The 22,283-nt window shown below is 57.9% G+C and carries 22 protein-coding genes; 11 read left to right on the forward strand and 11 right to left on the reverse strand.

Going from position 1 to position 22,283, the window contains the following annotated elements; translation table 11 throughout:
• The first annotated feature begins 53 nt into the window (after positions 1-53).
• Genes AC2FIS_RS20775 through AC2FIS_RS20805 form a run of 7 tightly spaced genes read left to right on the forward strand, consistent with a single transcriptional unit; the run spans position 54 to position 7,657 of the window.
• Positions 54-1,076, forward strand: a complete 1,023-nt coding sequence (locus tag AC2FIS_RS20775) for a succinylglutamate desuccinylase/aspartoacylase family protein (RefSeq protein ID WP_496775205.1) — start codon at positions 54-56, stop codon at positions 1,074-1,076.
• Positions 1,077-2,537, forward strand: coding sequence for an aldehyde dehydrogenase (locus tag AC2FIS_RS20780; RefSeq protein WP_496775206.1), 1,461 nt, complete (start codon positions 1,077-1,079; stop codon positions 2,535-2,537). It begins immediately after the preceding gene.
• A gap of 24 nt (positions 2,538-2,561) precedes the next feature.
• Positions 2,562-3,932: a Rieske 2Fe-2S domain-containing protein gene (locus AC2FIS_RS20785; protein ID WP_496775207.1), complete on the forward strand. Its 1,371-nt coding sequence runs from the start codon at positions 2,562-2,564 to the stop codon at positions 3,930-3,932.
• Complete coding sequence (locus tag AC2FIS_RS20790; protein WP_496775208.1) at positions 3,929-4,561, forward strand: hypothetical protein; 633 nt, start codon at positions 3,929-3,931, stop codon at positions 4,559-4,561. Before AC2FIS_RS20785 ends, AC2FIS_RS20790 begins: the two co-directional genes overlap by 4 nt.
• A complete protein-coding gene (locus tag AC2FIS_RS20795; RefSeq protein WP_496775209.1) occupies positions 4,561-5,187 on the forward strand; it encodes a hypothetical protein in 627 nt (208 codons plus the stop codon). The genes AC2FIS_RS20790 and AC2FIS_RS20795 overlap by 1 nt, the downstream gene beginning before the upstream one ends.
• Complete coding sequence (locus AC2FIS_RS20800) at positions 5,187-6,377, forward strand: YlbE family protein (protein ID WP_496775210.1); 1,191 nt, start codon at positions 5,187-5,189, stop codon at positions 6,375-6,377. The genes AC2FIS_RS20795 and AC2FIS_RS20800 overlap by 1 nt, the downstream gene beginning before the upstream one ends.
• Positions 6,374-7,657 carry an amidase gene (locus tag AC2FIS_RS20805; protein ID WP_496775211.1) on the forward strand — a complete coding sequence of 428 codons (1,284 nt, stop codon included), beginning with the start codon at positions 6,374-6,376 and terminating at the stop codon, positions 7,655-7,657. Before AC2FIS_RS20800 ends, AC2FIS_RS20805 begins: the two co-directional genes overlap by 4 nt.
• Positions 7,658-7,661: 4 nt before the next feature.
• On the opposite strand, the gene AC2FIS_RS20810 is transcribed toward AC2FIS_RS20805, so the two are convergent.
• The 6 genes from AC2FIS_RS20810 to AC2FIS_RS20835 form a co-directional block, all read right to left on the reverse strand.
• Positions 7,662-8,594 carry an AEC family transporter gene (locus tag AC2FIS_RS20810; RefSeq protein WP_496775212.1) on the reverse strand — a complete coding sequence of 311 codons (933 nt, stop codon included), beginning with the start codon at positions 8,592-8,594 and terminating at the stop codon, positions 7,662-7,664.
• Positions 8,595-8,685: 91 nt separating this feature from the next.
• Positions 8,686-9,099, reverse strand: a complete 414-nt coding sequence (locus AC2FIS_RS20815; RefSeq protein ID WP_496756741.1) for a RidA family protein — start codon at positions 9,097-9,099, stop codon at positions 8,686-8,688.
• 13 nt (positions 9,100-9,112) lie between these two features.
• Positions 9,113-9,610: a sarcosine oxidase subunit gamma gene (locus tag AC2FIS_RS20820; RefSeq protein WP_496775213.1), complete on the reverse strand. Its 498-nt coding sequence runs from the start codon at positions 9,608-9,610 to the stop codon at positions 9,113-9,115.
• A gap of 1 nt (position 9,611) precedes the next feature.
• The gene (locus tag AC2FIS_RS20825) at positions 9,612-12,482 is read right to left on the reverse strand and encodes a 2Fe-2S iron-sulfur cluster-binding protein (protein ID WP_496775214.1); all 2,871 of its coding nucleotides are present in this window, start codon (positions 12,480-12,482) and stop codon (positions 9,612-9,614) included.
• Entirely contained in the window at positions 12,469-12,726 is a 258-nt protein-coding gene (locus tag AC2FIS_RS20830; protein ID WP_496724632.1) for a sarcosine oxidase subunit delta, read from the reverse strand. The genes AC2FIS_RS20825 and AC2FIS_RS20830 overlap by 14 nt, the downstream gene beginning before the upstream one ends.
• A gap of 14 nt (positions 12,727-12,740) precedes the next feature.
• Positions 12,741-13,991, reverse strand: a complete 1,251-nt coding sequence (locus AC2FIS_RS20835) for an FAD-dependent oxidoreductase (protein ID WP_496775215.1) — start codon at positions 13,989-13,991, stop codon at positions 12,741-12,743.
• 308 nt (positions 13,992-14,299) lie between these two features.
• Between AC2FIS_RS20835 and AC2FIS_RS20840 the strand changes: the two genes are divergently transcribed.
• Positions 14,300-15,088: a phytanoyl-CoA dioxygenase family protein gene (locus AC2FIS_RS20840; protein ID WP_496775216.1), complete on the forward strand. Its 789-nt coding sequence runs from the start codon at positions 14,300-14,302 to the stop codon at positions 15,086-15,088.
• 113 nt (positions 15,089-15,201) lie between these two features.
• Here the strand turns inward: AC2FIS_RS20840 and AC2FIS_RS20845 are convergent, their stop codons facing one another.
• A complete protein-coding gene (locus AC2FIS_RS20845) occupies positions 15,202-16,248 on the reverse strand; it encodes an aromatic ring-hydroxylating dioxygenase subunit alpha (protein WP_496775217.1) in 1,047 nt (348 codons plus the stop codon).
• 96 nt (positions 16,249-16,344) lie between these two features.
• Positions 16,345-17,274 (reverse strand): LysR substrate-binding domain-containing protein, encoded by a 930-nt coding sequence (locus AC2FIS_RS20850; protein ID WP_496775218.1) that lies wholly within the window; start codon positions 17,272-17,274, stop codon positions 16,345-16,347.
• 96 nt (positions 17,275-17,370) lie between these two features.
• Here AC2FIS_RS20850 and AC2FIS_RS20855 point away from each other — a divergent pair, with 96 nt between their 5' ends.
• From AC2FIS_RS20855 to AC2FIS_RS20865, 3 genes are all read left to right on the forward strand, one after another.
• Complete coding sequence (locus tag AC2FIS_RS20855) at positions 17,371-18,456, forward strand: hypothetical protein (RefSeq protein ID WP_496775219.1); 1,086 nt, start codon at positions 17,371-17,373, stop codon at positions 18,454-18,456.
• A gap of 152 nt (positions 18,457-18,608) precedes the next feature.
• Positions 18,609-19,550, forward strand: coding sequence for a fatty acid desaturase family protein (locus AC2FIS_RS20860; protein ID WP_496775220.1), 942 nt, complete (start codon positions 18,609-18,611; stop codon positions 19,548-19,550).
• Positions 19,551-19,553: 3 nt separating this feature from the next.
• Positions 19,554-19,871: a non-heme iron oxygenase ferredoxin subunit gene (locus AC2FIS_RS20865; RefSeq protein ID WP_496775221.1), complete on the forward strand. Its 318-nt coding sequence runs from the start codon at positions 19,554-19,556 to the stop codon at positions 19,869-19,871.
• A gap of 12 nt (positions 19,872-19,883) precedes the next feature.
• On the opposite strand, the gene AC2FIS_RS20870 is transcribed toward AC2FIS_RS20865, so the two are convergent.
• From AC2FIS_RS20870 to AC2FIS_RS20880, 3 genes are read right to left on the reverse strand one after another with little or no spacing between them, the layout of a single operon-like run.
• Entirely contained in the window at positions 19,884-20,492 is a 609-nt protein-coding gene (locus AC2FIS_RS20870) for a glutathione S-transferase family protein (RefSeq protein ID WP_496775222.1), read from the reverse strand.
• Between the two features lie 13 nt (positions 20,493-20,505).
• Positions 20,506-21,387, reverse strand: a complete 882-nt coding sequence (locus AC2FIS_RS20875) for an amino acid ABC transporter permease (protein WP_496775223.1) — start codon at positions 21,385-21,387, stop codon at positions 20,506-20,508.
• A gap of 57 nt (positions 21,388-21,444) precedes the next feature.
• Positions 21,445-22,278, reverse strand: a complete 834-nt coding sequence (locus AC2FIS_RS20880; protein WP_496724613.1) for a transporter substrate-binding domain-containing protein — start codon at positions 22,276-22,278, stop codon at positions 21,445-21,447.
• Positions 22,279-22,283: the final 5 nt, after the last annotated feature.

Here is a 22,283-nt window from a genome sequence, read left to right on the forward strand (position 1 = left end):
TCACTTTCAAAAAAATTATGATATGAAGACTGTGACTCAGCAAAAGAACCCGGATGACCGATACGTTTTCGCCCCAACCCAGCAGGCTTCACCTGACCATCGATCTGGACGCGCCAGGTCGACAGTCCGGTGATCTGATGCTGAAATGGTCCGACAATGCTGTACCGCTGGGATACCACCCGGTCCCGATCATCAGCTTACGTGGCAAACCCGGACCTTCTGTTCTGATTTTGGGCGGCACTCATGGTGACGAATTCGAAGGACCTGCCGCGATCCTGCGGCTTGCGGCACAGCTGAACCCATCTGACCTGACCGGACAGGTGATCCTGATCCCGGCCTTGAACGCCCCCGCGTTTCTCGCCTCATCGCGGGTGTCGCCATTGGATGGGCAAAACCTGAACCGGGCTTTTCCTGGCACCGCGAATGGCGGCCCTACAGCGATGCTGGCGCATTTTGTTGAAACTGTACTGCTGCCGCGCGTAGATGCCGCCATTGACCTGCACTCGGGTGGCAAGGCATCTGTATTCGAGCCCTGCGCCTTGGCGGCGCGGGGGGATGACGCGGACCTAACCGCTTCCAATATGGAACTGGCCCGCGCTTTCGGGTTGCCTCTGATCTGGGTGCTGGGCGCACATAACGACAACCGAAGTGTGAATGCCGCGGCCGCGCGGGTTGGGGTCCCGGTGATCGCAGCTGAACTCAGCGGCGGGGGTGGTGTCGATCCCCATGCCGCGGACCTAGCCGAAGCCGGGCTCAAACGCTGTCTGAAGCATCTAGGTATCCTGCCCGGCGGTGCTCCGAACCCAGTTCCGACGCAATGTGTCGAAATCGCCGATCCGTTGCATTCGGTCCATGCACCCGCAGATGGGCTGTTCGACCGATGCTGCACCGCAGGACAACAGGTTAAAAGAGGCAATCTGGCAGGCACGCTGCATTTCCCCGCCGAACCGGAACGCTCGGCCGTCGAACTTACCTTCCCCACAGCCGGGCACGTTCTGGCTCATGGCAATCGGGGCATGGTGCGCCGTGGCGATCTGTTGGCATTGGTGGCTCAACCGGTGTCCGGGGAACGTTGAATGAAAACCTATTCCCCGTTCATTTCCGGTGCCTTTGTCGATTGGGATGGTGAAACCCTGCCCAGTATCGACCCTGCCACCGGTCAGGTGTGGAGCATGATCGCCCGCGGCGACACGCAGACCGCCGACATAGCCATCCGGGACGCCGACCAGGCCTTCCGCAGCGGGCCATGGGCCAAAGCTGGGCCGACAGAACGGGCGGATATGCTCGATCGTTTAGCAGACACGTTGGAAGCCAGGTGGGACGACCTTGTCACACCCGAAATCCGCGACAACGGTAAACGCATTACCGAGGTGCGCGGGCAGTTTGCCGGGTTGCACAGCTGGTTTCGATTCTTTGCGACAGAAGCACGCAAGCTGCAGCCCGAACCTCAGGCCAATTCCATACCCGGTGTGCATAGCGTGGGCCACTTTGGGCCCTATGGCGTCGTGGTCGCGATCACGCCCTGGAATTCCCCGCTGATGATCCTTGCATGGAAGCTGGCCCCGGCACTGGCAGCTGGCAATACGGTTGTTGTGAAGCCCTCGGAAATGGCTTCGGCCTCAACCTTGGAATTCGCCCGGCTGGCACATGAGGCAGGATTACCGCCCGGAGTACTCAACGTCGTCACCGGACTGGGTCACGAGGTCGGCGAAGCACTGGTTCGCCATCCTCTAACACGCAAGGTCACCTTTACCGGTTCGGACCTTGGCGGACGAAAAGTGGCCGAGGCTGCCTCGGCCGGCGTAATCCCGGCGGTGTTGGAACTGGGCGGAAAATCTCCGCAAGTGGTGTTTGCCGATTGTGAGACGGAGAATGCGGTCAACGGAATTCTGTCCGGCATCTTCCTGTCAAATGGCCAGACCTGCGTCGCCGGATCGCGGCTGATCATTGAGGCCGGGCTGAAGGACAGGCTGTTATCCCGCTTGATCGATCGCGCCCGCAAATTGCAGATGGGGGATCCGATGGACCCGGGTACTCAGGTCGCACCGCTGGCCAATGAACCGCATCTGCGAAAGGTTACGGCAATGATCGAACGCGCCAAAGCCGACGGCGCGGTTTGCTTACTGGACGGCACCGCCACAACGGCAGGCCGAAATGGGTTCTATATCGGACCAACGGTATTCGACGATGTAACCCCCGGCACGCAGCTCTGGCGTGAAGAAGTGTTCGGACCGGTTCTGGCCGTCACCTCTTTCACCTCCGAAGACGAAGCCATCGCGCTGGCCAATGACAGCGACTACGGGCTGGCTGCAGGGGTCTGGACCACCGATGCCGACAAGGGCGCGCGGGTAGCTGAGGCAATCGAGGCGGGCACTGTTTACATCAACCATTATCGCAGCGTTGACCCTGCCTGCCCGATTGGTGGGATCAAACTGTCAGGCTATGGGCGTGAATTGGGCCCGGACGCCATAAGGGATTTCTGTCAGGTCAAATCGATCTGGACCGGCACCATGCCGGTGCCCGATCCGTTTCCCTGACCACCGATACGCACGGAGGACAGCATGAACGATCATTTCTCAGCCCCCAAGGGCAATTTCCGCGGTCACGACCAACAAAAAGTCTGGCAACAGCAACCTGACCCGGAACTGACCGAGGTTGGCCCCGGCACGCCGTGCGGCGAATACCTGCGCCGGTTCTGGATGCCGGTGGCAATGACCGATCAGATTGGCGACCTGCCATATCGCCTGCGTATTCTGGGCGAAGATCTGGTTCTGTTCCGCGAAAAGAAAGAGGGCAAGCTGGGCCTGACCCATCTGCATTGCTGTCACCGCAACATGAGCCTGGAGTTCGGCATCGTTGAGGAAGGCGGAATCAGATGCTCTTACCACGGTTGGAAATACGGCTTGGACGGCACCATTCTGGAAACCCCGTGTGAGCCGCCCGCCTCACAGGTTAAGAAAAAGGCCTGTCTGGGGGCTTATCCCGTGATCGAATACAAGGGTTTGGCCTTTGCATTTATGGGCCCCCCCGAGGAGCAACCCCCATTCCCAGTGATGGACACATTTGATGATGAAGGCGACGAGTTGGTGCCTTACCTCATCAAGTCCCCGTGCAACTGGCTTCAGGTGATGGAAAACGCATGGGACCCGTTCCATGTTGTCTACCTGCATACACTGGCCGTACGCAGCCAGTTCATCGACGCCTTTGCTGAAATGCCGATGATCGAGTTTCACGATAGTCAAACGGGCGATTTTTACACCAATGTCCGACGAGTCGAGGATATCGTCTGGGTGCGCATACATGACCATATGTTGCCGTCGTTCACGCAAAACGGCGGCCATTTCCCGGTGCCAGACGAGCCGCGCTATTTTGGGCGCTGCGGGCTGTCGCGTTGGATAACCCCGATTGACGACACCAACACGATGGTCATTGCATGGCGCCACTTCCGGGATGCGTCGGCGAATGACGATCCAAAGGGCCTGACCGACAAAAGTAAAGTGGGTTTTGGGATGACCGATTTTTATGGCCAGGATCCCGATCGACCCTACGAGATGCGCCAGCGGGACCCCGGCGACTATGACGCCTGGGTCAGTCAGGGGCCGCGGAACATCCATGCCCGCGAAAACCTCAGCTTTACGGATCGCGGTGTGGCCAAGGCACGCCGCTTGCTGCGCAACGCCATTCGCGCGTTGAAAGACGGTCAATCCCCTCCGCAACCGACCGATGGCTTTGCTGGTCAGGTGATACCGACCTATGCCGGGGACACAATGCTGCGCATTCCGCTTCAGGACGGCCGCGATGATGGTGCTGTGCTCAAGGAAATCTCGCATCAGGTGGCTGAGATCTACAAATCTGGCGACCATTTGCAGGGCGAGGCACGTGAGACGTTCATCGTCGATGCGCTGAAAAAGTATGAGGCAAGCTGGTCATGACCAATCGTGTTCCACATAATCCGGGTCGGGTCGACTGGTCCGGCGAAAACCCCGGCATTTATCTGAAACAGAACTCGACGCAGGACCACTATGACACTCTGGCGCTGTTCTTCCGGGTGGTTTTGTCGCCCTATGGTCGGGGCAATGCCGCATTGATCCTGGGCGCGCCGGATCAAGCTCAGGGTTGGCCGCAAGCACCCAATCTGATCATGACGGACAACCAACGCATGATGCGCTGGATCGTGGATGGTTGGGTCACCAAGATGCCCACCTTCATCGGAAAGGCAGGCCTCGACGCGATGACCTGGCTGGACTGTGACAGCGTCGAAAAACGCCCAGGCGATTTGAGATCGCGCTATTCCGAGACCCTGCGCGGCTCGGGCGTCACGGTCGAGATGATCTGGCAGGAAATGGGTCCACCCTTGCCAGTAGAGGTCACTAAGGAAAACTCTGCAACCAAAGAGCATGAGATGTATTCGGTTTTCCTTGAAGCCAAGACGGCGCAGGTCGTCATCAACGGCACCCCGCTCCCCGGTCAGGTTGCAAGCCGCCAGTTCTTTGGCCGCACCATGTCGACCGCCTTTCTGGCCTTTTCCGAAACCTGGGTGACCCCGCAGGAGGATCTGTAATGCCGTTGAACGAACCGATCACCCCCGGAACCGTCGACTGGACAGGCGAGAACCCCGGCATCCTGCTGAAAGACGACAACAACAATTTCACCGCTATGGCGCTGTTCTTTCGCGTGGCGTGGTCTACGGTGGGTCAGGGTCAGGTGCTGCTGCTGTATGGAACACCGGATCAAGTGGACGGACCGCCCGAGGCACCGAATGTAATCCTGAGCGACAATCCCGATCTGACCGCCTTTCTGAAGACCAATTTCATTAGAAAACTGGCGGCTTTCGCAAATGCTCCCGCTTTTGCCTCCCTGCCTGAAATAGGCGCGCAGGTCGTCCGTTCCTCGGGCGATCCGATGAGCCATCGCTATACCGAAACCATCGCCGGGGAAAACCTGACGGTCGAACTGGTCTGGGAGGGGCTCGAGCCACCCCGCGCGCTGGAGCTGTCTCCGCATGAGGTCGCTTCTGGCGAGCAGAACATGTTCTCGCTACTGGTGCCCGCACATTCGGCCCAGATCATCGTTAATGGTCACGCATTGCCGGGCAAGTTGGGCACACGGGTGCAGGCCGGGTATGAAACGACAACTGCCTTCCTCTATTTCTCGGAAACATGGATCATCCCGCCGGAGGATACTTGATGCTGCATCCGGCTGATCAGCTGGCGTTCGACCAGGCCATGGTGACACAACCGGTCTGGAACCGGTTCAATACTGCGTCCGAAGCGCTGAGGTTGGATGAAAATGTCCTGCTACATGCCGGTCCCGCCTTCGCCAGCCCTGATCAGATCACCGCGCCGATCCTGAACTCGGCCTGTGTCGCTGCCGTCTGGCAAGGGCTGGCACAGAACTTCGATCAGGCCGAGGCGATGATCAACGCAGGCGAGGTCATCCTGAAACCTGCGCAGGACCATGATGTCGTGACACCTCTGGCCGCGGTCGTCTCGGCGGATATGCCGCTGCACACAGTCTATGACGCGTGGCGTGGCCAACAACGTGTTTACGCGCCGATCAATGCAGGCAACCGCCCAGCGATGCGTTTAGGGCTGCGGTCCGAGGCGGTGCTCAACCACATTCGCTGGCTCAACACCCGGTTTCTTGATGTTCTGGAGAAAGGGATTGCCGAAGGGATCGCTCTGGTCCCGCTGGCTGTGATCGGCCTGATGGGCGGGGATGATTGCCATGGCCGCACACCCGTGGCCGCACAGGCGTTGATTGCTGAACTCAAGGATCGCACCACCAGCGGGATCACGGATGACGACGTGTTGGCCTTTATGGACAGCTCGCCCTCACTGTTTCTCAACCTTTGGATGGCGGCGACCAAATGCATGATGAAACTGGCGGAGGGTATTGAAGGGTCAAGCTTCGTCACCGCTGCAGGCGGTAATGGGCGTGAAGTAGGCATCCAGATCTCGGGCCTGCCGGGCCGTTGGTTCACAATCCCGGCCAGCCCTCCCAAAGGAGCGTTTGAAGTGGATCTGCCGCAGGACCGCGCCCTCGGAGCGGTCGGGGACAGTGCCGTGGTCGAGGCATTCGGGCTGGGGGCAATGGCCATTGATCTGAGTCCTGAACAAAAGAAGGGTCTGGGTGCCTATCTGCCCGACGACGCACAAGCGCGTATGTCTGGACTGTCAGTCGGGGCGCATCCGTATTTCCGGGCCTTGGATGTTCGGCTGGGCAGCACGGCGCGTGGTGCCGTGGAACAGGGTTCGGGGCCTGTGATCGGGTTAGGCATTCTTGACCGATTGGGCGAGGCCGGGCGCTTAGGCGGTGGCATCTACGACATGCCAGTCGCCCCTTTTGCCGACGCGTTGAAAGCGCTGGAGGCATGACCGGGCTGAACCATCATTCTGCCCATGAACTTGCCACATTGATCCGGGCAGGTGAGGTGAAGCCTTCCGAGGTGATGGCGGCCCATTTGGACCGGATCACAAACCGTGAACCCGTCATCGGGGCTTTTCAAACCCTCGATGCGGACCGCGCCATGGAGCATGCAAAGGCCGCCGATACTCTCCCCGTTGGTAGGCCGCTCCATGGCGTGCCGTTTGTGATCAAGGATATCATCGACACCGATGACATGCCGACAGGATGGGGTAGCGACCTGTATGCCGGGCGCCGCCCCGACCGCAATGCAGCTTGCGTTCAGACTTTTTTGGACGCGGGCGCGATCCCAATCGGAAAAACCATCTCCACCGAATTCGCCTACTTCAAACCCGGCAAAACTGCCAATCCTACGAATCCGGCGCATACGCCGGGAGGCTCGTCATCCGGCTCTGCCGCAGCTGTGGCCGATTTCATGGCTCCGCTCGCATTTGGTTCGCAAACCGCAGCCTCGCTGATCCGACCAGCAGCGTATTGCGGGGTCTGCGGGTTCAAGCCAACCACCGGCCGGTATGTTCTGACGGGTGTCATGGGCTTGTCTCAAAGCCTGGATACACTTGGCCTGTTGGCTCGTGATCCCCGCGATTTTGTGCTGACCGACGCGGTAATGTGCCAAACTGACCCGGCACCGCCAGTTGAGTTCGACGAGGTTTTGCCTCGGATCAGCCTAATGCGCGGCCCGCACTGGCGGGACGGTTCGGTCGAGATGCGGGACACCTGCATGCGTGCGTTGGCTGCCCTTGCCGCAACGGGGGCAGAGACCGGAGAAATTGCCTTTCCACCCGTTTTTGCCGAACTCACACAGGCTCAGATCACCGTCATGGGCTATGAGGTCGCGCGGCAGCGCGCTGCAGAATACGCTATCGGCATGCCCGCCATCAGCCCGCAATTTCATGACCTTGTCACGGCGGGGCTGGCCGTCACCGACGCAGAATACCAAGCTGCGCTGGACCTGCGCGACCGGGCGGGCGCGATGCTGGACCAGATGTTCCGCGATGTCGACGCTCTGTTGGTCCCGTCGGCCCCCGGATCAGCCCCTGCCGGTTTGGGTGCTACCGGAGATCCGCTTTTTTCCCGGATGTGGAACCTGTTGCAGGTGCCCTCGATCGCTTTGCCATTCGGGAACGACCAGAATGGCCTGCCGCTGGGCATTCAATTGATCGGTCGAAAGGGGGATGACGCCCGCCTGCTGGACATCGCGGTCTGGGCCCATGAACACCTGTCGCAATAAACGCCTAAGGAATTATCGGCAACAGCAAAGCAAGTGATACGGGAATGCTGACGGCTGCTATCAACGTCTGCAACGTGACAATGGCCGCCATCAGCGGCGCGTCTCCACCCAAGTGCTTGGCCAGCGTGTACGAAGACGCACCGGTCGGCACCACCGAATAGACAACGGCAATCTGCAGAACCTCCCGCGGCAACCCCACCAGCAGTCCGATCACCAATACTGCAAGAGGGAAGACAATCATCTTGCCCGTGAATGCCAGAATTAAGGGCAGCGCACTGGCAGCCATGGCCCGGACTCTCAGATTGGCACCGACAGCCAGCAGTGTGATCGGCAAAGCGCCCGCACCCAGTACATCCGTCACATCATGCACGACCGCTATCCTGTCACCGATCAACTGGTTGGCACAAACCGCCAGAAAGATCGAAATCACGTATGGATTGCGTGCGAGTTCTCGCAGGATTGCAACGGCTAGACTGTTAGTCCGGTCGCCTTTGAGCGCACCAACCATCAGAACCACCATAACAATATTGGTAGTGGGCACGAGAATTGCGGTCGCCAGAATCGCGATATCCAGCCCCGCTGGCCCATACAAGTTGGCAGCCAGCGCAAGTCCGATGAATGAGTTATGTCGCGCGCTGCCTTGCAGGATCGAAGTGGCCTGCGGCGGCGCAAAACCCATCAAACGGGCGCTAAGAAGCGCAAACAGAAGCGCCACAACGAACCCGCCCAGAATGGCAACCGAGTAAAGGCCCAGCGCCGACTTGTCCAACGGCGACAGGGAAATTTTGCTGAACAGAAGGCATGGCATCAGAACCCAATAGACAAGCTTGTCATTCAGGTTCCAGAAATCCGTACTGGGAATGCCGCCTTTGCGCAGGGCCAAACCCAGCGCAATGATCAAAAAGATCGGCAGTATCGAGGTGAGTGTCGAAAGCATAACAATTCGCAGACAAAACCGGACCGGCTCGACCGGACACTGTCATGACAAGCGTTTCTACGCAATGCGATGTCAGATAGACCCGACTCCTTCAGCCGGGGGTGTCAGCATCATCATCGATGACAGCCATCGCGTCGATCTCGACCAAAAGCGACGGATCGGCCAATCCCTGCACAACCACGCCTGTCGAACAGTGATGAACACCTTCGAACCAGCGATTGATCGCCTCGTAAACGGCTGGACGGTACGAAATATCGGTAACGTAGACTGTCAACTTGCAAACGTCGGTCAAGCTTCCCCCGGCCTCTTCCATCCAGCGCTGGATGTTGCGGCAGGCCTGATCTGCCTGCGCACCCGGGTCGCCTTCGCCAACCAGTGTGCCATCCATCAGCGTGCCGACCTGTCCCTGCATGAAAACAAAGTCACCACGGGCGCGGATCGCCTTGGAATAGGTTGCTTTCGCGTGATAGCGCGTCTGGTACTTGTGGATGTGCGTTCGAGCCATGCCGATCTTCCCCTCAAGCCGTTGCGCGGATCAGATAGTCTTCGACCATATCCGCAAAACTCTGTTCGACTGCGAACTCAATACCATCCTGACACCGCATCACCAGAGCCTTGAGGCCAAATACTTCGGTATAGGAAACCGCGTCCGTCCCGAACACGCTGTCATGCAGGTCCATCGGGCAAGCAATTGCCATTACTTGACCTGCATCTGGGCCGATTATGCGAAAGAAGGTCATCGTGTCCGAGACCCGAACAATACTGATTTCTGCCGGGCAGTCCGTGGGCTTCAGCCGGGCTTCCATCGCGTCTTCCTGTGCCAGTGGGGCGCGGGTGATCCAGTGGTTACGACCAATGTAGAACATTTCGACGCCGTCCTTTTCTGTTCGGCAGTTGGGGCGGATCGGCAAACTCGGCAAAGCGTCCGCAGCCCATTGCGATACCGCTTCAGGCGTGCCTTTGAGGTCGAACAGAGCCATCAACCCACACCGTTCAATTGTGACGTCATAGCTCATCTCAGGACCTCAGCAATTTACCTTCGGGGTCGTGAAAGACCGGTTTCGTAACCGTGACCGTGATCACGTCATCCTTTAGCCGGACATGGGCGGTTTCACCCAGCCGCGCGTGGCCATCTTCCAGCAACGCCAGCCCAACCCAGCGGTTGTTTATCACGCTCCATACACAGGCAGTGACCAACCCGTCGGTGGCTTCCTTCCGACCTCCGGGCGTCAGTGGTGCACCTTCGGGGATTTGCCGGTTGGTATCATCCGCCAGAATTCCGACCAGCTCGCGCCGCGTACCGCCGCCTGACCTGCGCAGCTGGACCGAGCGTTTGCCCAGATAGTCAGGCTTCTTTTTGGACATCACCCAACCCATTCCCAGATCATAGGCATCCACCGTGCCGTCGACCTCATGCCCCAACGACAGGAACCCTTTTTCGACCCGCAGCACATGGCTGGATTCCGAACCCACAGGCAGGATACCAAAGGGCGCACCAACCTCCATCACCCTGTCCCAAAGGGCCGCCATGTGGCGCGGGGCTACGTTGACCTCATAAGACAGTTCACCGGTGAAACTCACCCGCACCACCCGCGCAGGGAAACCGGCGACAGTGCCTTCACGGAAAGACATGAAGGGGAACGCCTCGGGCGAAAGGTCGATATCCGAGCCCACCGCCTGCAAAACTTCACGCGCCTTGGGACCACAGATAGTGGCGTTATTCCACTGGCTGGTGACAGTGGTGATCAGCACCTGCCAGTCGGGGAATTCGGTTTGCAGCAGCTTTTCCATATGCTGGTTCACCGCATCCGCGTGACCGGTCGAAGTCGAAATCAGCCAGCGGTGTTCATCCAGTCGGAAGGCCACGCCATCGTCCAGGATCAAGCCATCTTCAGACAACATCAACCCATAGCGCCCATCACCCGGTTTCAGCGTGGACATAATGTTGGAGTAGATGAAATCCAGGAATTTCGGAACGTCCCGCCCCTTCAGTTCAAACGTGCCAAGAGGCGAGCCGTCATAGACACCGACGCCTTCACGAACAGCGCGGCATTCGCGGTTCACCGCCTCTTGCAGGCCTTCACCCGGTTTCGGGAAATAGCCTGGACGCCGCCAGCGCGCCCCGGCTTCATACATCACAGCGCCGTTGTCTTTATTCCATTGGGTTACAGGGGTATGTCGATAGGGGAATAGCCGCCAGTCTTCCCGTAACCCGCCAATCGCACCGAACGAAACAGGCGTGTAGGGGGATCTAAAAGTGGTTGTTCCAACCTCTTGCAGCGGCACGCTCTTTTGCATCGCAACAGTGCCGATGATGTTGATATTGCCGGTCTTACCCTGATCGATCCCCATGCCGCCGGTCGTGTAGCGCTTGACGTGTTCCACATTGTCATAGCCTTCGCGCAAGGCCAGATGAACATCGCTGACCGAGACATCGTTCTGCACATCCAGAAACGCCTTCCCGCGCTGTCCCGGCACGTTGACCCGCCAGAGAGGTTCGATCGCGCAGGCCAGGTCTTCGCCGCCACCAACAATCCTATCCAACGTCAGATCACCAGCCGCTGCGCCCACAGCGCGACAATTCTGAACCGCCTCGTCAGGAACGAAGGCTGCCAGATCCTCATCAAATCGCAACGTGCTGCGGGATTGCGACCAAAGATGAACGGTCGGGTTCCAACCGCCGGAACAACCCAGCACATCACAGTCGATCCAGCGACCCGCCCCTCCGGTCACAGGAACGGCTTTGACAGCGCGCACGCCTTTGCGCCCGCGTACGTCACCAGCAACGGTTGCGGCGTGAACCGGAATATCCGGCACCAGCTTCAAAGCCTCAGGCGGAACGGTTTTGCGACAGTCGAGGATGGCCTCAACTTGCATACCGGCTGCTGCCAGATCGGCCGCCACGGCATAAACACTGTTGTTGTTTGTAAACAGCACCACACGCTGCCCGGGCTTAACGCCCCAGCGGTTGACATAGGCCTGTACCGAAGAGGCCAACATGACACCGGGTCGATCATTGTCACCAAAGACCATGGCACGTTCGGTGGCCCCGGTTGCGATCACAACTTCCCCCGCTCGCACGCGCCAGCTGCGTTCCAAAACTCCATCCAGTTCGGGTTCGCGTTCGTTCACGATCATCAGATTGTGCTCGCGATAAGCCCAGACGGTTGCATTCTGCAGATGGGTGACATTCTCCATCCCACGCAGCTCAGCCACCGCATCCGCGACCCAGTCCAAGGCTGAACGCCCACCGATAAACAGGTTGCGGTTCAACAAACTACCACCCGCCTCGGTACCCTCATCGGCCAGAAACACGCGTTTTCCGGCGCGACCAGCCTCAAGCGCCGCTTGCAGCCCGGCTGGGCCCGCCCCCGCGATCAGCACATCGGTATGGGCGTTTCGGGCCTCAAAACGGCCCGAAGCCGGGGGGCTTTCGGGTGCTGCCGCCAACCCTGCAGCCCGGCGGATCGAAGGTTCGAACAGATGCCAGTTCGGCCATTTGAACGTCTTGTAATAAAACCCTGCGGGGATAAACCGCGCGAGTAACTGATTGATCCCGCCCAGATCGAACTCGGGCGACGGCCAGCAATTGACCGAGCGTGCGCTGAGCCCGTCCCGAAGCGGTACCGTGGTCGCAGGACGGTTGCCCGAGGCATCCTCGCCGTCCAATTCCACCAGCGTCGCAGGTTCTTCGACCCCGTGCCCCATAATACCGCGCGGGCGGTGATACTTAAAACTGCGGGCGGTGACACGAATACCGTTGGCCAGCAGGGCCGAGGCCAACGTATCGCCCTCAAACCCTTCATATGGTTTGCCATTGAAGGTGAAATGCAAAGGGCGATTTCGGTCGATGCGCCCGCCCGAGGCGCGGCGGTTACGTTGTGCCATCGGGTGCCTCCACAATGTCATGGGTCCGTGTATCACGCCAGATGGTGAACCATTCACCGCATCCCCGTGCGTGCCACCATTTCTCCTGAACCGGACCCAGTGGATTCGGCGTCACTGTCAGATACTCGACCCATTCCTCATCGCTGACGGCATTGGGATCGGGGCGGACCGCCCCTACCGGGCCACCATGGATAAATTCGCTTTCATTGCGCTTGCCACAGAACGGGCAGGTTATTTTCATCATGATCCTGTCCTTTCCTATCGCGCAGTGGTGGTTCCGGCTTCCATTACGAAATCCAGATGCCGGAACCTGCCCAGTGTGAAGGGTGCCATCAGCGGGTGCGGTTCACCTTTGGCCACCAGATGCGCCAGCGTCAGCCCGCCCGCCGGGATAGCCTTATACCCGCCCCACCATCCGGCGGTGACAAACAGGCCCGGCACTTCTGTCTGATCCATGATGGGTGAGGCATCATGGGCAATATCCAGATGCCCGCCCCACTGCCGCATCAGTTTGAGCTTCTTGAAACTGGGAAAAAGCGACAGCATGGCAGTCACGGTATCCTCGAATACATGTTGCTTTATGTCTCGACGGAAGCTCTGACCCATATCGGGCGCGCCGCCGATGACCATCTCACCTTTGTCGGACTGGCTGAAATAGAACCCGCTGTCCGGGCAATTCACGATCACATCAACCAGCGGCTTGACCGGCTCAGACACAAAGGCCGTCAGGTTCATCGTCCGCAGCGGCAGTTTAAGGCCCGCAGTTTCGGTCAGCGTCGTTGTATGTCCTGAGACTGCCACGACCACTTTCTTTGCCCGAACGGTACCCCGGTTGGTCTCGACCCCTTCGATGGACCCATCAGCCTCGCGCAACAGGGATTGCACCGCTGTTTGCTGATGAATCTCAACCCCGCGCGCGTCAGCCGCGCGGGCATAGCCCCAGGCCACCGCATCATGCCGGTTCACACCCGCATCCGTATGAACCATGCCGCAGATCAAAGGCAGCCGCGCATCTGGGCCGCCGCCAGTCAATGCAGGAATGCGGCGGCGCAATTCCTCGGTTGTGATCTGTTCGTAGGTCGAGCCGTAGATGTCCATCACCAACTGTCGCCGACGCAGCTCGCGCAGCTTGGGCCAGGTTTGAACCACATCCACCATGGTTCGTTTGGAATGCATCATGTTGAAATTCAACTCGTCCGTAAGCCCTTCGTACATGGCAACGGATTTGACATAGAACGGGATCGATTCATCCCTCATGTAGTTCGACCGAATGGTCACCGTATTTCGCGCAATGTTGCCGCCGCCCAGCCAGCCGCGTTCCAGCACGGCGACATTGGTGATGCCAAATTCCTTGGCCAGATAATAGGCAGTTGCCAGCCCGTGACCCCCTGCCCCGATCACCACGACATCATAGCGGTCTTTCAACGGTGGGCTGCGCCAGACCTGCGGCCAGTTTCGGTGCCCGGTTAACGCATTACGGGCGAGCGAGAAAACAGAATAATTTTGCATGATGGTAACAATATTTATCACTATGCACATTTAGTCAATAAATTTATCGATATGCAAAACAACCCGACATGGGTTCTATTCCAATGCGGAAATTGCGGCTAAGGTATCGGAGAAAGGTGACGCAATGAGCTTCCGTGTGGAACAGTTCCATCGACGTCTTGCCGGCAAATGGTCGGCCCGGTCGCTTTGGCCCTGCTTCATCATAAACTGCCGCAGTTCACCCGCCTCGTAACGCCAGAAAAACCGGGCGCAACGCGCCTGCCCTCTGCAACCGCCTCTGTGAATGAGGTGACAGAAATGGACGTTACATGACACAAACACCTGACCTGAAAACCGTTCAGAATACCTATGCGCGCGACGGAGTTGTGCTGCTCAAACAAGTGCTGTCGCAGGATTGGCTGAGTAAGCTGCGCCAGGCCGTCGATGACGAAGTTGCCAAAGGTGACCGTTACTTTGCTTACAAAAACATGCGTGAAAATCCCGGCGTGTTTCAAGACTATTGCCTGAACTCTGATATTGGGCAGCGTGTGGCAGAGGTAGCAAACAGCCCCTGGACCTCGCTGATCTACGACCAGATATTTGCCAAAGAACCGGGTACAAAAACACAAACCGGCTGGCATACGGATCAACCCTATTGGCCGGTCTCAGGCCCGATCATGACCATGTGGATTGCGCTGGACCCCGTGGACCCCGACAACGGTGCGTTGGAGTTCGTAAGGGGCTCGCATGCCTGGGGCGCCAAATACCGGCCCTTCAGAACGGACCAGCTTGGGGGCTTTTTGCACTATCTCGAAGTGGACAACCCAGACTATATTGACATGCCCGATTTCGAGATGAACCGCGCCGACTACGACATCTTTCACTACCCGAAGATGAAACCCGGTGATGCGCTGGCATTTGACGGTATGATTGTACATTCAGCTATGGGCAACCGCACCTCAACCCGGCGCAGGCGCGGCTATGCGATCCGTTTCGCTGTGGACGGCGCAACCTATGAGCCCCGCGATACTGTCACCGAATGGCTGCACGACGACAGCTTACGCCCCGGTGCGCCCTTCGCCGGGGGCCGGTTTCCAGTGATCTACAGAGCGTCATAACAAGCAAGTGGTAAACTCCGCCCTTCTTGCCAAAAATTCGGTCGGCAGGGCGGGGTCAACTTCAAATAACCCGATCAATTGAAACTACGTGTGTAACCTTCGCAGACGGCGCCTCAAGCCGGAACTGTTGTACTCACAGGAGTGGTTTCGGCTTCGATCGCGCGATCAAGCGTTTTGCGGAACAGTTTGGCACCCGCGTCCAACCCGAGATCGATATTGGGCGTCTTGGCGTACTTCATACCCTTGTGGACTTCTTCCAGAACGTCCTTGTCCTCAAGAAACGCCATGCGCGCGCCGTCATTCATGAATTTGGACACTTCGGCATTTTCGGGGTCGGAATTTCGGTGCTGAAACCAGAAGTATCTGGTGCGGTCTTCATCGATTGGGGTCATGAAATTATAGGAGATATTGATGAACGTTTCAGCAATGGGTTGCTTGTCATACCCGCCGGTCCCGACCGGCGTATAGATGGATTTGTTCAGCCCGATCGCGGGCATGCACATCTCATAATGCTGTAGCCGGTCGCAATCGCCGTCAAATGCCACCAGTTTGGCGTAATAAGGCGATGGCGGTTTGTTCGCGATCCAGCGCGAGACGACGACGCCACGGTCGGTCCGCTCGACGTTCAGCGGCTCTTCATCCGTTCCGGCGCCCGCAAAAGAAGATACATGCACCCAGGCGACATGGCTGGGATCAAGCAGGTTATCGCAGACCCACAGGTAATGGCAGTCGATATCCATCACCCCACCGTCGGTCTTGCCCCAACTGTCATCGTCGAAATTATCGATCGGGAAAATCTTGTCAGGATCCGCCAGTTCCGGATCGCCCATCCATATCCAAAGGAACCGATACCGATCCACAACCGGATATGATCTAACCACCGCCCGCCGCGGGGTCATGCCGCGCTGCGTCGGGCTGTCCGTGCACTTGCCCGTGCAGTCAAATTTAAGCCCGTGATAGCCACATTCCACGACATCCCCGATCAGGTTGCCCTTGGACAGAGGCAGCTTGCGGTGCGGGCAAGCATCCTCCAATGCGACTGGCCTGCCATCCTCCTGCCGGTAAAGCACGATATTCTCGCCCAGAAACGTCTCGGCCTTCAGCTCGCGACCGATATCCTTGCTCCAGGCGGCGACATACCAGCAGTTTCTCAGATACATTGGAATGCTCTCCAGATTGTCAGATGGCTTGTGCAAGTATGGGCGGCTAGCCGATTTTGCGCCATGCTGGAATGGTAATGACTTGTATAAGTCAGGCTAATTCCCTTTACCCGCAGCTGGCGGAATGTCCGGCTGCGCCTCAACCTCGGAACGGATCCAGTTCAGAAACTCACCGACTTTCGGGCTGTCCTTAGTTTCATGGGGTCGAACCAGCCAATAAGACAGCGGAGACTGCGTCAGCTCCGGAATTGGTCGCACCAAACGTCCATCGCATAACGTGTCGATGACCAGAGGTTCCCGCCCTAAGGCGACACCAAGCCCCTCGATGGCCGCCTGAACGACCAGATTGGATTGCCCAAATCGCCGTGTTCGCAAGGGCCACGGTAGTGTCAGCCCGCATTGCCGCGCCCAAAAATCCCACGTGGGACTAGCGGGCCCATGATGCAGGTTCTCATCCACCAGCATCGTGTGTCGCGCCAAGTCTTCGACCCCGCGCAAGCTTGGTATCAAAGAGGGAGCACAGACCGGAAACAGCTGCTCGGTCATCAGCAAATCGACCTGATAGCCAGGATAATCACCCAGACCATAGCGGATGCCGATATCCGCATCCGCCCCTGAAAACGGATATTGCCCGGTATCCGTGGCAATGGAAATCGACAGGTCCGGATGAGCAAGATCAAAGTTCAAAAGGCGCGGAAACAACCAGTTGAACGCAAAACCCGGCAGACATGAAATCACGATGGTCCTGTCGGTGCGGGTCTTGTCCCTCAGCTGGGTACAAACGTCCGAAATGCGCCCCAAACCTTCAGATATGGCCAGCGCCAGCAATTCTCCTTCGCGGGTCGGGCGCGATGACCGCGCACCACGTACCAGCAGATCGCGACCAAGCCATTCCTCAAGCGCCCGCACATGCTGACTGACCGCACTTTGGCTGACACCCAGCTCAGCTGCAGCAGGGGAAAAGCCGGAATGCCGGACAACTGCCTCGAAGGCGCGCAGGGCGGAATAGGGCAGGTTTACGATCATATTAGTCACCCTAATGTCAGGCATAATCACTTTCAAATAGATTAGGCGCACAACCCGAGCCTAATCTATACTGACCGGAACCCGTAGGAGACGCGAATGTCGGACATCACACCCGAGCGCGGCGCGCGAAATCTATTGACTAACTGTGCCCACGCAACGGCAGGCGACCGGTTGTTGATCGCTTATGAACCTCCCGAACACGGCTATTTCGATGCGGATAGTGTCCAAATCGTCACGCATGCCGCGCGATCCATGGGGCTGTCGGTTGATGCAGTGAACGTAGGTTTTAATCCGGACAATCCACACCTTTCCGCTGACCTCCTGGCGCGGTTCGAAACCGCCGATATCATCCTGTTTCTAGCCCGTCTCGGGGATCAGCTCCGGTTCTCGGAAATGCCACAGGGCAAGAAGATCATCGTCAGTTTCGCCCTGAGCCGCGAGCTTTTTGGCTCTGGTTTTTCCAACGGGCATCACGATGCCTTCCTCGACATCAAGGCAGGGATCAACGGCGTTCTGAACAGGGCCACCGACGTGCGGGTTACCTGCCCTCTGGGTACGGATTTTCAGGGGCGGCCTGAGATGAACCTGGATACGACAGGCGATACGTCGATCCTGCGCTTCCCCATGTCGGTATTCACACCAGTCCCGGCGCACAGCTTTTCGGGCCGGGTGGCGTTGAAATTTCTGACGGGCACCGGATCAAAATACTATGATGATTATACGGTAGAGTTCGAAAGACCGGTGTTTGCGATGCTGGAAAACGGGCGCCTGACAGGGTTTGACGGCGATCCTGCCGACGCCGCACGGGCCGAGGCTCATTATGACCGGGTCGCGGGTCAGTTCGGCATCGACCGAAACTTCGTGCATTCCTGGCATGCCGGCATCCACCCGGGCTGCGGCTACCCATGGGATATGCGCGAGAATTTCGAACGTTGGGGCGGGTCCGCTTTCGGCAATCCGCGTATTCTGCACTTCCACACCTGCGGTGCTTATGCCCCAGGCGAAATCAGCTGGAACGTGTTTGATCCGACGATCGTAATCGACGGTGTGACCTACTGGGAAAACGGGGCTTTCCACGCCGACCGTTTGCCTGGCGGAGCCACCATTCTGGACAAGCACCCCTGCGCGGCTGCCCTGTTCGCCGACCCCGATCTGGATATCGGTCTACGCCGCACTGGTTGAACCTTCCCGCTTGATCGAACGCGTGCCATCGCGCTAAACTGATTGCAATAGGGCCACCTGACAAGGTCCTATGGTGCGGAGCACTCCCGTCTCCGGTGCCGGTAAATGCGATGAGGGCACGGCCCCCGCACCGGCAAAAATGTGGAACTCACATGTCACAAGCAATCGTTACGCCCCTGTCTCAGGCACTGGCCGAAGGCAAGCTTACGCGTGAAGAACTGAAAGGATTCATGCAACGGTCCGACGGCCCCGGCCTGCGCCATCTGGCGCTTTGGGTACTGGTACTGGCTGGCACAACTTCCCTTGTCACCCTAGCCTGGAACAGCTGGCTAATCTGGCCCGCAATGTTCCTGCAAGGCATCGTTCTGGTGCACCATTTCTCACTACAGCATGAATGCGTACACTATACGGTGTTCCGAACCCGGTGGCTGAATGATTTGGTAGGTCAGATCTGCGGCCTGATCATCATTCTGCCACATCGGTTCTTTCGCTACGAACATTGCGATCATCACACCTATACGCAACTGACCGGGGAAGACCCCGAATTGATCCCTTTGCCCGAAACAATGGGAGAATATCTGCTTTATCTGTCCGCCCTGCCCTATTGGCGCGGCAAATTCACGGAACTGTTTCGCCACGCCAGCGGCAATCTCAGCGAGACCGAGCAGCGGTTCATTCCGAAAGTCGAACATCAGGCCGTATATCGCGATGCCCGTAGAATGCTGGCTATTTATGCGGCGATCTTTCTGGCCATGGCCATCACGGGCTGGTGGGGGCTGATCTGGTATTGGTTCATCCCTCTGTTTCTGGGCGAGCCGGTGATGCGCTTCATCCGGATGACCGAACATGTCGGACGCCCGACCGTCGCGCAGATGTCGGAAAATACGCGCACCAATCTGGTTTCGGCACCGTGGTCCTTTCTGTGCTGGAACATGAATTACCACGCGGAACATCACTATGTCGCTTCGGTCCCGTTTCACGCGCTGCCGCGCCTGCATGAGAAGCTAAAAGACCACATCCATATCGAGCCCGGCGGCTATCTGGCTGCCCACCGCGAAATCCTGCGCCAGATCCGGCACAAGGAGGAGGCGTGATCCATGACTGATGTAAAACCGTGGAAAGACGTGATCGAGGCTGCTCGGTTGGAAAAAAATTGGGTCACACGGGTCGAACTCGGCTCACGTATCATCGCAATCTACGACACGCCCGGTGGTATCTATGCCTCACTAGCGCTGTGCAATCATGGCGGCGCGAATCTGTGTGACGGGTATTTCGATGGTTATGTCATCGAGTGCCCCCTGCATCAGGGCGCCTTTGATGTGCGAGACGGGCGCCCGGTTTCAGCGCCTGCGACGCGGCCAATGAAAGTGTTTGAATCCCGGGTCGAAAACGGCATGGTTCAGATCAGAGCATAGCCCCGATTGCCCTTAACCCGGTGCCGGCAACCCCGGCATCGGGACATATCCCGGCAAAGTCTCAACACGCGCGTTCCACGCGCGCACCGCCGGGTATGGAGACATCGATATTCCACCCTGATAAGCCAGAGCTATATAGGGATAGCAGGCCAGATCTGCGAGGGTGGGACGGCCACAGGCCAGCCAGCGATGGTCTGACAAGTGTTGCTCCATGATCTTCAGGGATTTCTGCCCAAGCGCCTGCGGCTCGGCCAGATCGGTGTTGCGATCAAACAGAACAATCGCGCGGGCCATTGCAACGCCGTGGAAGATTTCATTCACAGAAAACGACAGCCATCGCTGTATGTCGCCGTGTTCTTTCGGTGTGGTCGGGGCCCATTCGGCTGCGCCGTACTTCTGCGCCAGATAGACCATGATGGCAGTGCTGTCGCGCAGGACGAACCCATCATCGTCCAGTACCGGCACCTTGTTCAGCGGATTGACCTGCGAAAACGCGCTCTGGTTTTGGTCACCGTTCAGCAGGTCTACGTCAATGATCTGATGATCCCGCTGCAGCATAGACAGCAGCAGTCGGACTTTGTGACAACTGCCCGAAAGCCGGAAATCATAGAGGCGTATCATACTGGCCTTTACGTCAGCGCTTGTCCGACCGTTTTTCAAGCCGCGCAAACAATCGGCTAAGGCCGAAGCAAACCACAAAGTAGAAAGCGGCCGTGGTGATCCACGCCTCAAAAATCATGCGAGATGAGGCCACAAGCTCAACCGTTTTATAAGTCAGCTCCTGCACAGAAATTAGCGACAGGATTGAACTGTCCTTGATCAGCGATATGAACTGATTAGCGAGCGGTGGCACCACTTTCTTCATCGCTTGCGGCAGTACCACATAGCGCAGTTCCTGAATGCGGCTCATGCCGATAGAGCGCGCGGCTTCCCGCTGACCTTTTGGGATCGACTGGATACCGGCACGGACAATTTCACCAACGAATGCGCTCTCAAAAAGGGCCAGTACAATGACGCCCGAAACAAGCGACGGGAAGCGGCGCATTTCACCGAAGAAGAACTCCCACACCTGATTGTTTTCCTGCCGCGCGATACCGCGCGCCCAGCGCTCCAGATTCAGCGCATCGATCAGCTGTTGGGACAGGAAGAAGAAGAAGATGAAAACAACAACAACCGGCGGCACGTTGCGCAGGAATTCAAGATAGGTGCGCGCCAGCATACGGATGGTCAGATTGGCTGAACATCGCGCAACACCCAAAACAGTGCCCAGTATCAAAGCCAGAATGCCGGAATAAACACTGATGCGGATTGTCGCCGCCAAACCCTGCAGCAGCAGATTGGCAAAGTATTCCTCACGACTGGAATGCCAGCCGACGATGTAACCCGGGATCTGTTCCCATCGCCATTTGTAGTTCAGCGTGCCTTCAATCGACAGCCAGATATACCCAAAAAACACGACCAGAACACCGACGATCAGGTAGTCGGGCCATCTCAGTTTATTCAGGAAGTTTTGCACCGGGCACGCTCCGCGTTGGTTTCGAGGGCGGTACTACGTCCGCCCTCGTCAGTTTGGTTACTGCGCGACCTGATCGGCCCACTCGTTGCCTGCGAACCAATAGTCATGGCGTTCTTTCAGCCAACCGGAGCGCCAGTTCTGCGCAATCCAGTTATTGAAGAAGTTCAGTGCGTCCGGATCGCCTTTACGCAACCCAAAGGCTTCTCCACGCTGGTCATAGAGACTCTCAAACGGAACGACTAATGTGTCCGGGTATTTAGCAGCATCGCGGTTAGGTGTCGGCTGAGCCGCCATCGACGCGTGGGCATTACCGTTCAATACTTCCTGAGTCGACGCTCCGTCTTCGTCAAACAACAGCAGCGTTGCGTCGGGGAAGTTGGCGGCTATAACCACGGCTGGTGTCGCACCGCGACGCGCGACAAATGTGACCTCGGGGTTGTTGAAATCTTCAAGCGTCATCCCAGCAGTCAACTCTTTGTTGGCCAGGATTGCCAAACCTGAATAAGCATACGGATCAGTGAAGTTGATTGTCAGGTTCCGCTGTGCAGTCATAGACATACCGGAAATAATCACATCAAAATTGCCCGCTACCAATGCTGGAATAATACCATCCCAAGCAGTTGGCACGAATTCAACCTCAACGCCCATATCTTCAGCCAGCTTGCGGCCAACATCCAGTTCATAGCCGATCAGATCGCCATTCTTGTCGCGCATCGACCATGGCACGAACAGCGACAGTCCGATCCGGATCACGCCATCCTGTTTGATAGTTTCAATCACACTTTCGCTGGATAATTCCTGCGTAGCGCTCTGCGCCCAGCCTGAGGTCGCCACACCGGTAGCCACGACCGCGCCGAGGGCAGCCCCGAGCATTCTGCGAGAAAGCTTCATCTTGG

The organism is Ruegeria sp. CDSB113 (assembly GCF_059611045.1).

What these genes read in the sequence shown, in the direction of transcription:
- AC2FIS_RS20835 (WP_496775215.1), bottom strand. Translation starts at nt 13,991, where the DNA reads ATGCAAAATTATTCTGTTTTCTCGCTCGCCCGTAATGCGTTAACCGGG.
- AC2FIS_RS20850 (WP_496775218.1), bottom strand. Translation starts at nt 17,274, where the DNA reads ATGATCGTAAACCTGCCCTATTCCGCCCTGCGCGCCTTCGAGGCAGTT.
- AC2FIS_RS20840 (WP_496775216.1), top strand. Translation starts at nt 14,300, where the DNA reads ATGACACAAACACCTGACCTGAAAACCGTTCAGAATACCTATGCGCGC.
- AC2FIS_RS20815 (WP_496756741.1), bottom strand. Translation starts at nt 9,099, where the DNA reads ATGGCTCGAACGCACATCCACAAGTACCAGACGCGCTATCACGCGAAA.
- AC2FIS_RS20880 (WP_496724613.1), bottom strand. Translation starts at nt 22,278, where the DNA reads ATGAAGCTTTCTCGCAGAATGCTCGGGGCTGCCCTCGGCGCGGTCGTG.
- AC2FIS_RS20830 (WP_496724632.1), bottom strand. Translation starts at nt 12,726, where the DNA reads ATGATGAAAATAACCTGCCCGTTCTGTGGCAAGCGCAATGAAAGCGAA.
- AC2FIS_RS20810 (WP_496775212.1), bottom strand. Translation starts at nt 8,594, where the DNA reads ATGCTTTCGACACTCACCTCGATACTGCCGATCTTTTTGATCATTGCG.
- AC2FIS_RS20805 (WP_496775211.1), top strand. Translation starts at nt 6,374, where the DNA reads ATGACCGGGCTGAACCATCATTCTGCCCATGAACTTGCCACATTGATC.
- AC2FIS_RS20785 (WP_496775207.1), top strand. Translation starts at nt 2,562, where the DNA reads ATGAACGATCATTTCTCAGCCCCCAAGGGCAATTTCCGCGGTCACGAC.
- AC2FIS_RS20790 (WP_496775208.1), top strand. Translation starts at nt 3,929, where the DNA reads ATGACCAATCGTGTTCCACATAATCCGGGTCGGGTCGACTGGTCCGGC.
- AC2FIS_RS20800 (WP_496775210.1), top strand. Translation starts at nt 5,187, where the DNA reads ATGCTGCATCCGGCTGATCAGCTGGCGTTCGACCAGGCCATGGTGACA.
- AC2FIS_RS20820 (WP_496775213.1), bottom strand. Translation starts at nt 9,610, where the DNA reads ATGAGCTATGACGTCACAATTGAACGGTGTGGGTTGATGGCTCTGTTC.
- AC2FIS_RS20865 (WP_496775221.1), top strand. Translation starts at nt 19,554, where the DNA reads ATGACTGATGTAAAACCGTGGAAAGACGTGATCGAGGCTGCTCGGTTG.
- AC2FIS_RS20780 (WP_496775206.1), top strand. Translation starts at nt 1,077, where the DNA reads ATGAAAACCTATTCCCCGTTCATTTCCGGTGCCTTTGTCGATTGGGAT.
- AC2FIS_RS20845 (WP_496775217.1), bottom strand. Translation starts at nt 16,248, where the DNA reads ATGTATCTGAGAAACTGCTGGTATGTCGCCGCCTGGAGCAAGGATATC.
- AC2FIS_RS20855 (WP_496775219.1), top strand. Translation starts at nt 17,371, where the DNA reads ATGTCGGACATCACACCCGAGCGCGGCGCGCGAAATCTATTGACTAAC.
- AC2FIS_RS20870 (WP_496775222.1), bottom strand. Translation starts at nt 20,492, where the DNA reads ATGATACGCCTCTATGATTTCCGGCTTTCGGGCAGTTGTCACAAAGTC.
- AC2FIS_RS20775 (WP_496775205.1), top strand. Translation starts at nt 54, where the DNA reads ATGACCGATACGTTTTCGCCCCAACCCAGCAGGCTTCACCTGACCATC.
- AC2FIS_RS20825 (WP_496775214.1), bottom strand. Translation starts at nt 12,482, where the DNA reads ATGGCACAACGTAACCGCCGCGCCTCGGGCGGGCGCATCGACCGAAAT.
- AC2FIS_RS20795 (WP_496775209.1), top strand. Translation starts at nt 4,561, where the DNA reads ATGCCGTTGAACGAACCGATCACCCCCGGAACCGTCGACTGGACAGGC.
- AC2FIS_RS20860 (WP_496775220.1), top strand. Translation starts at nt 18,609, where the DNA reads ATGTCACAAGCAATCGTTACGCCCCTGTCTCAGGCACTGGCCGAAGGC.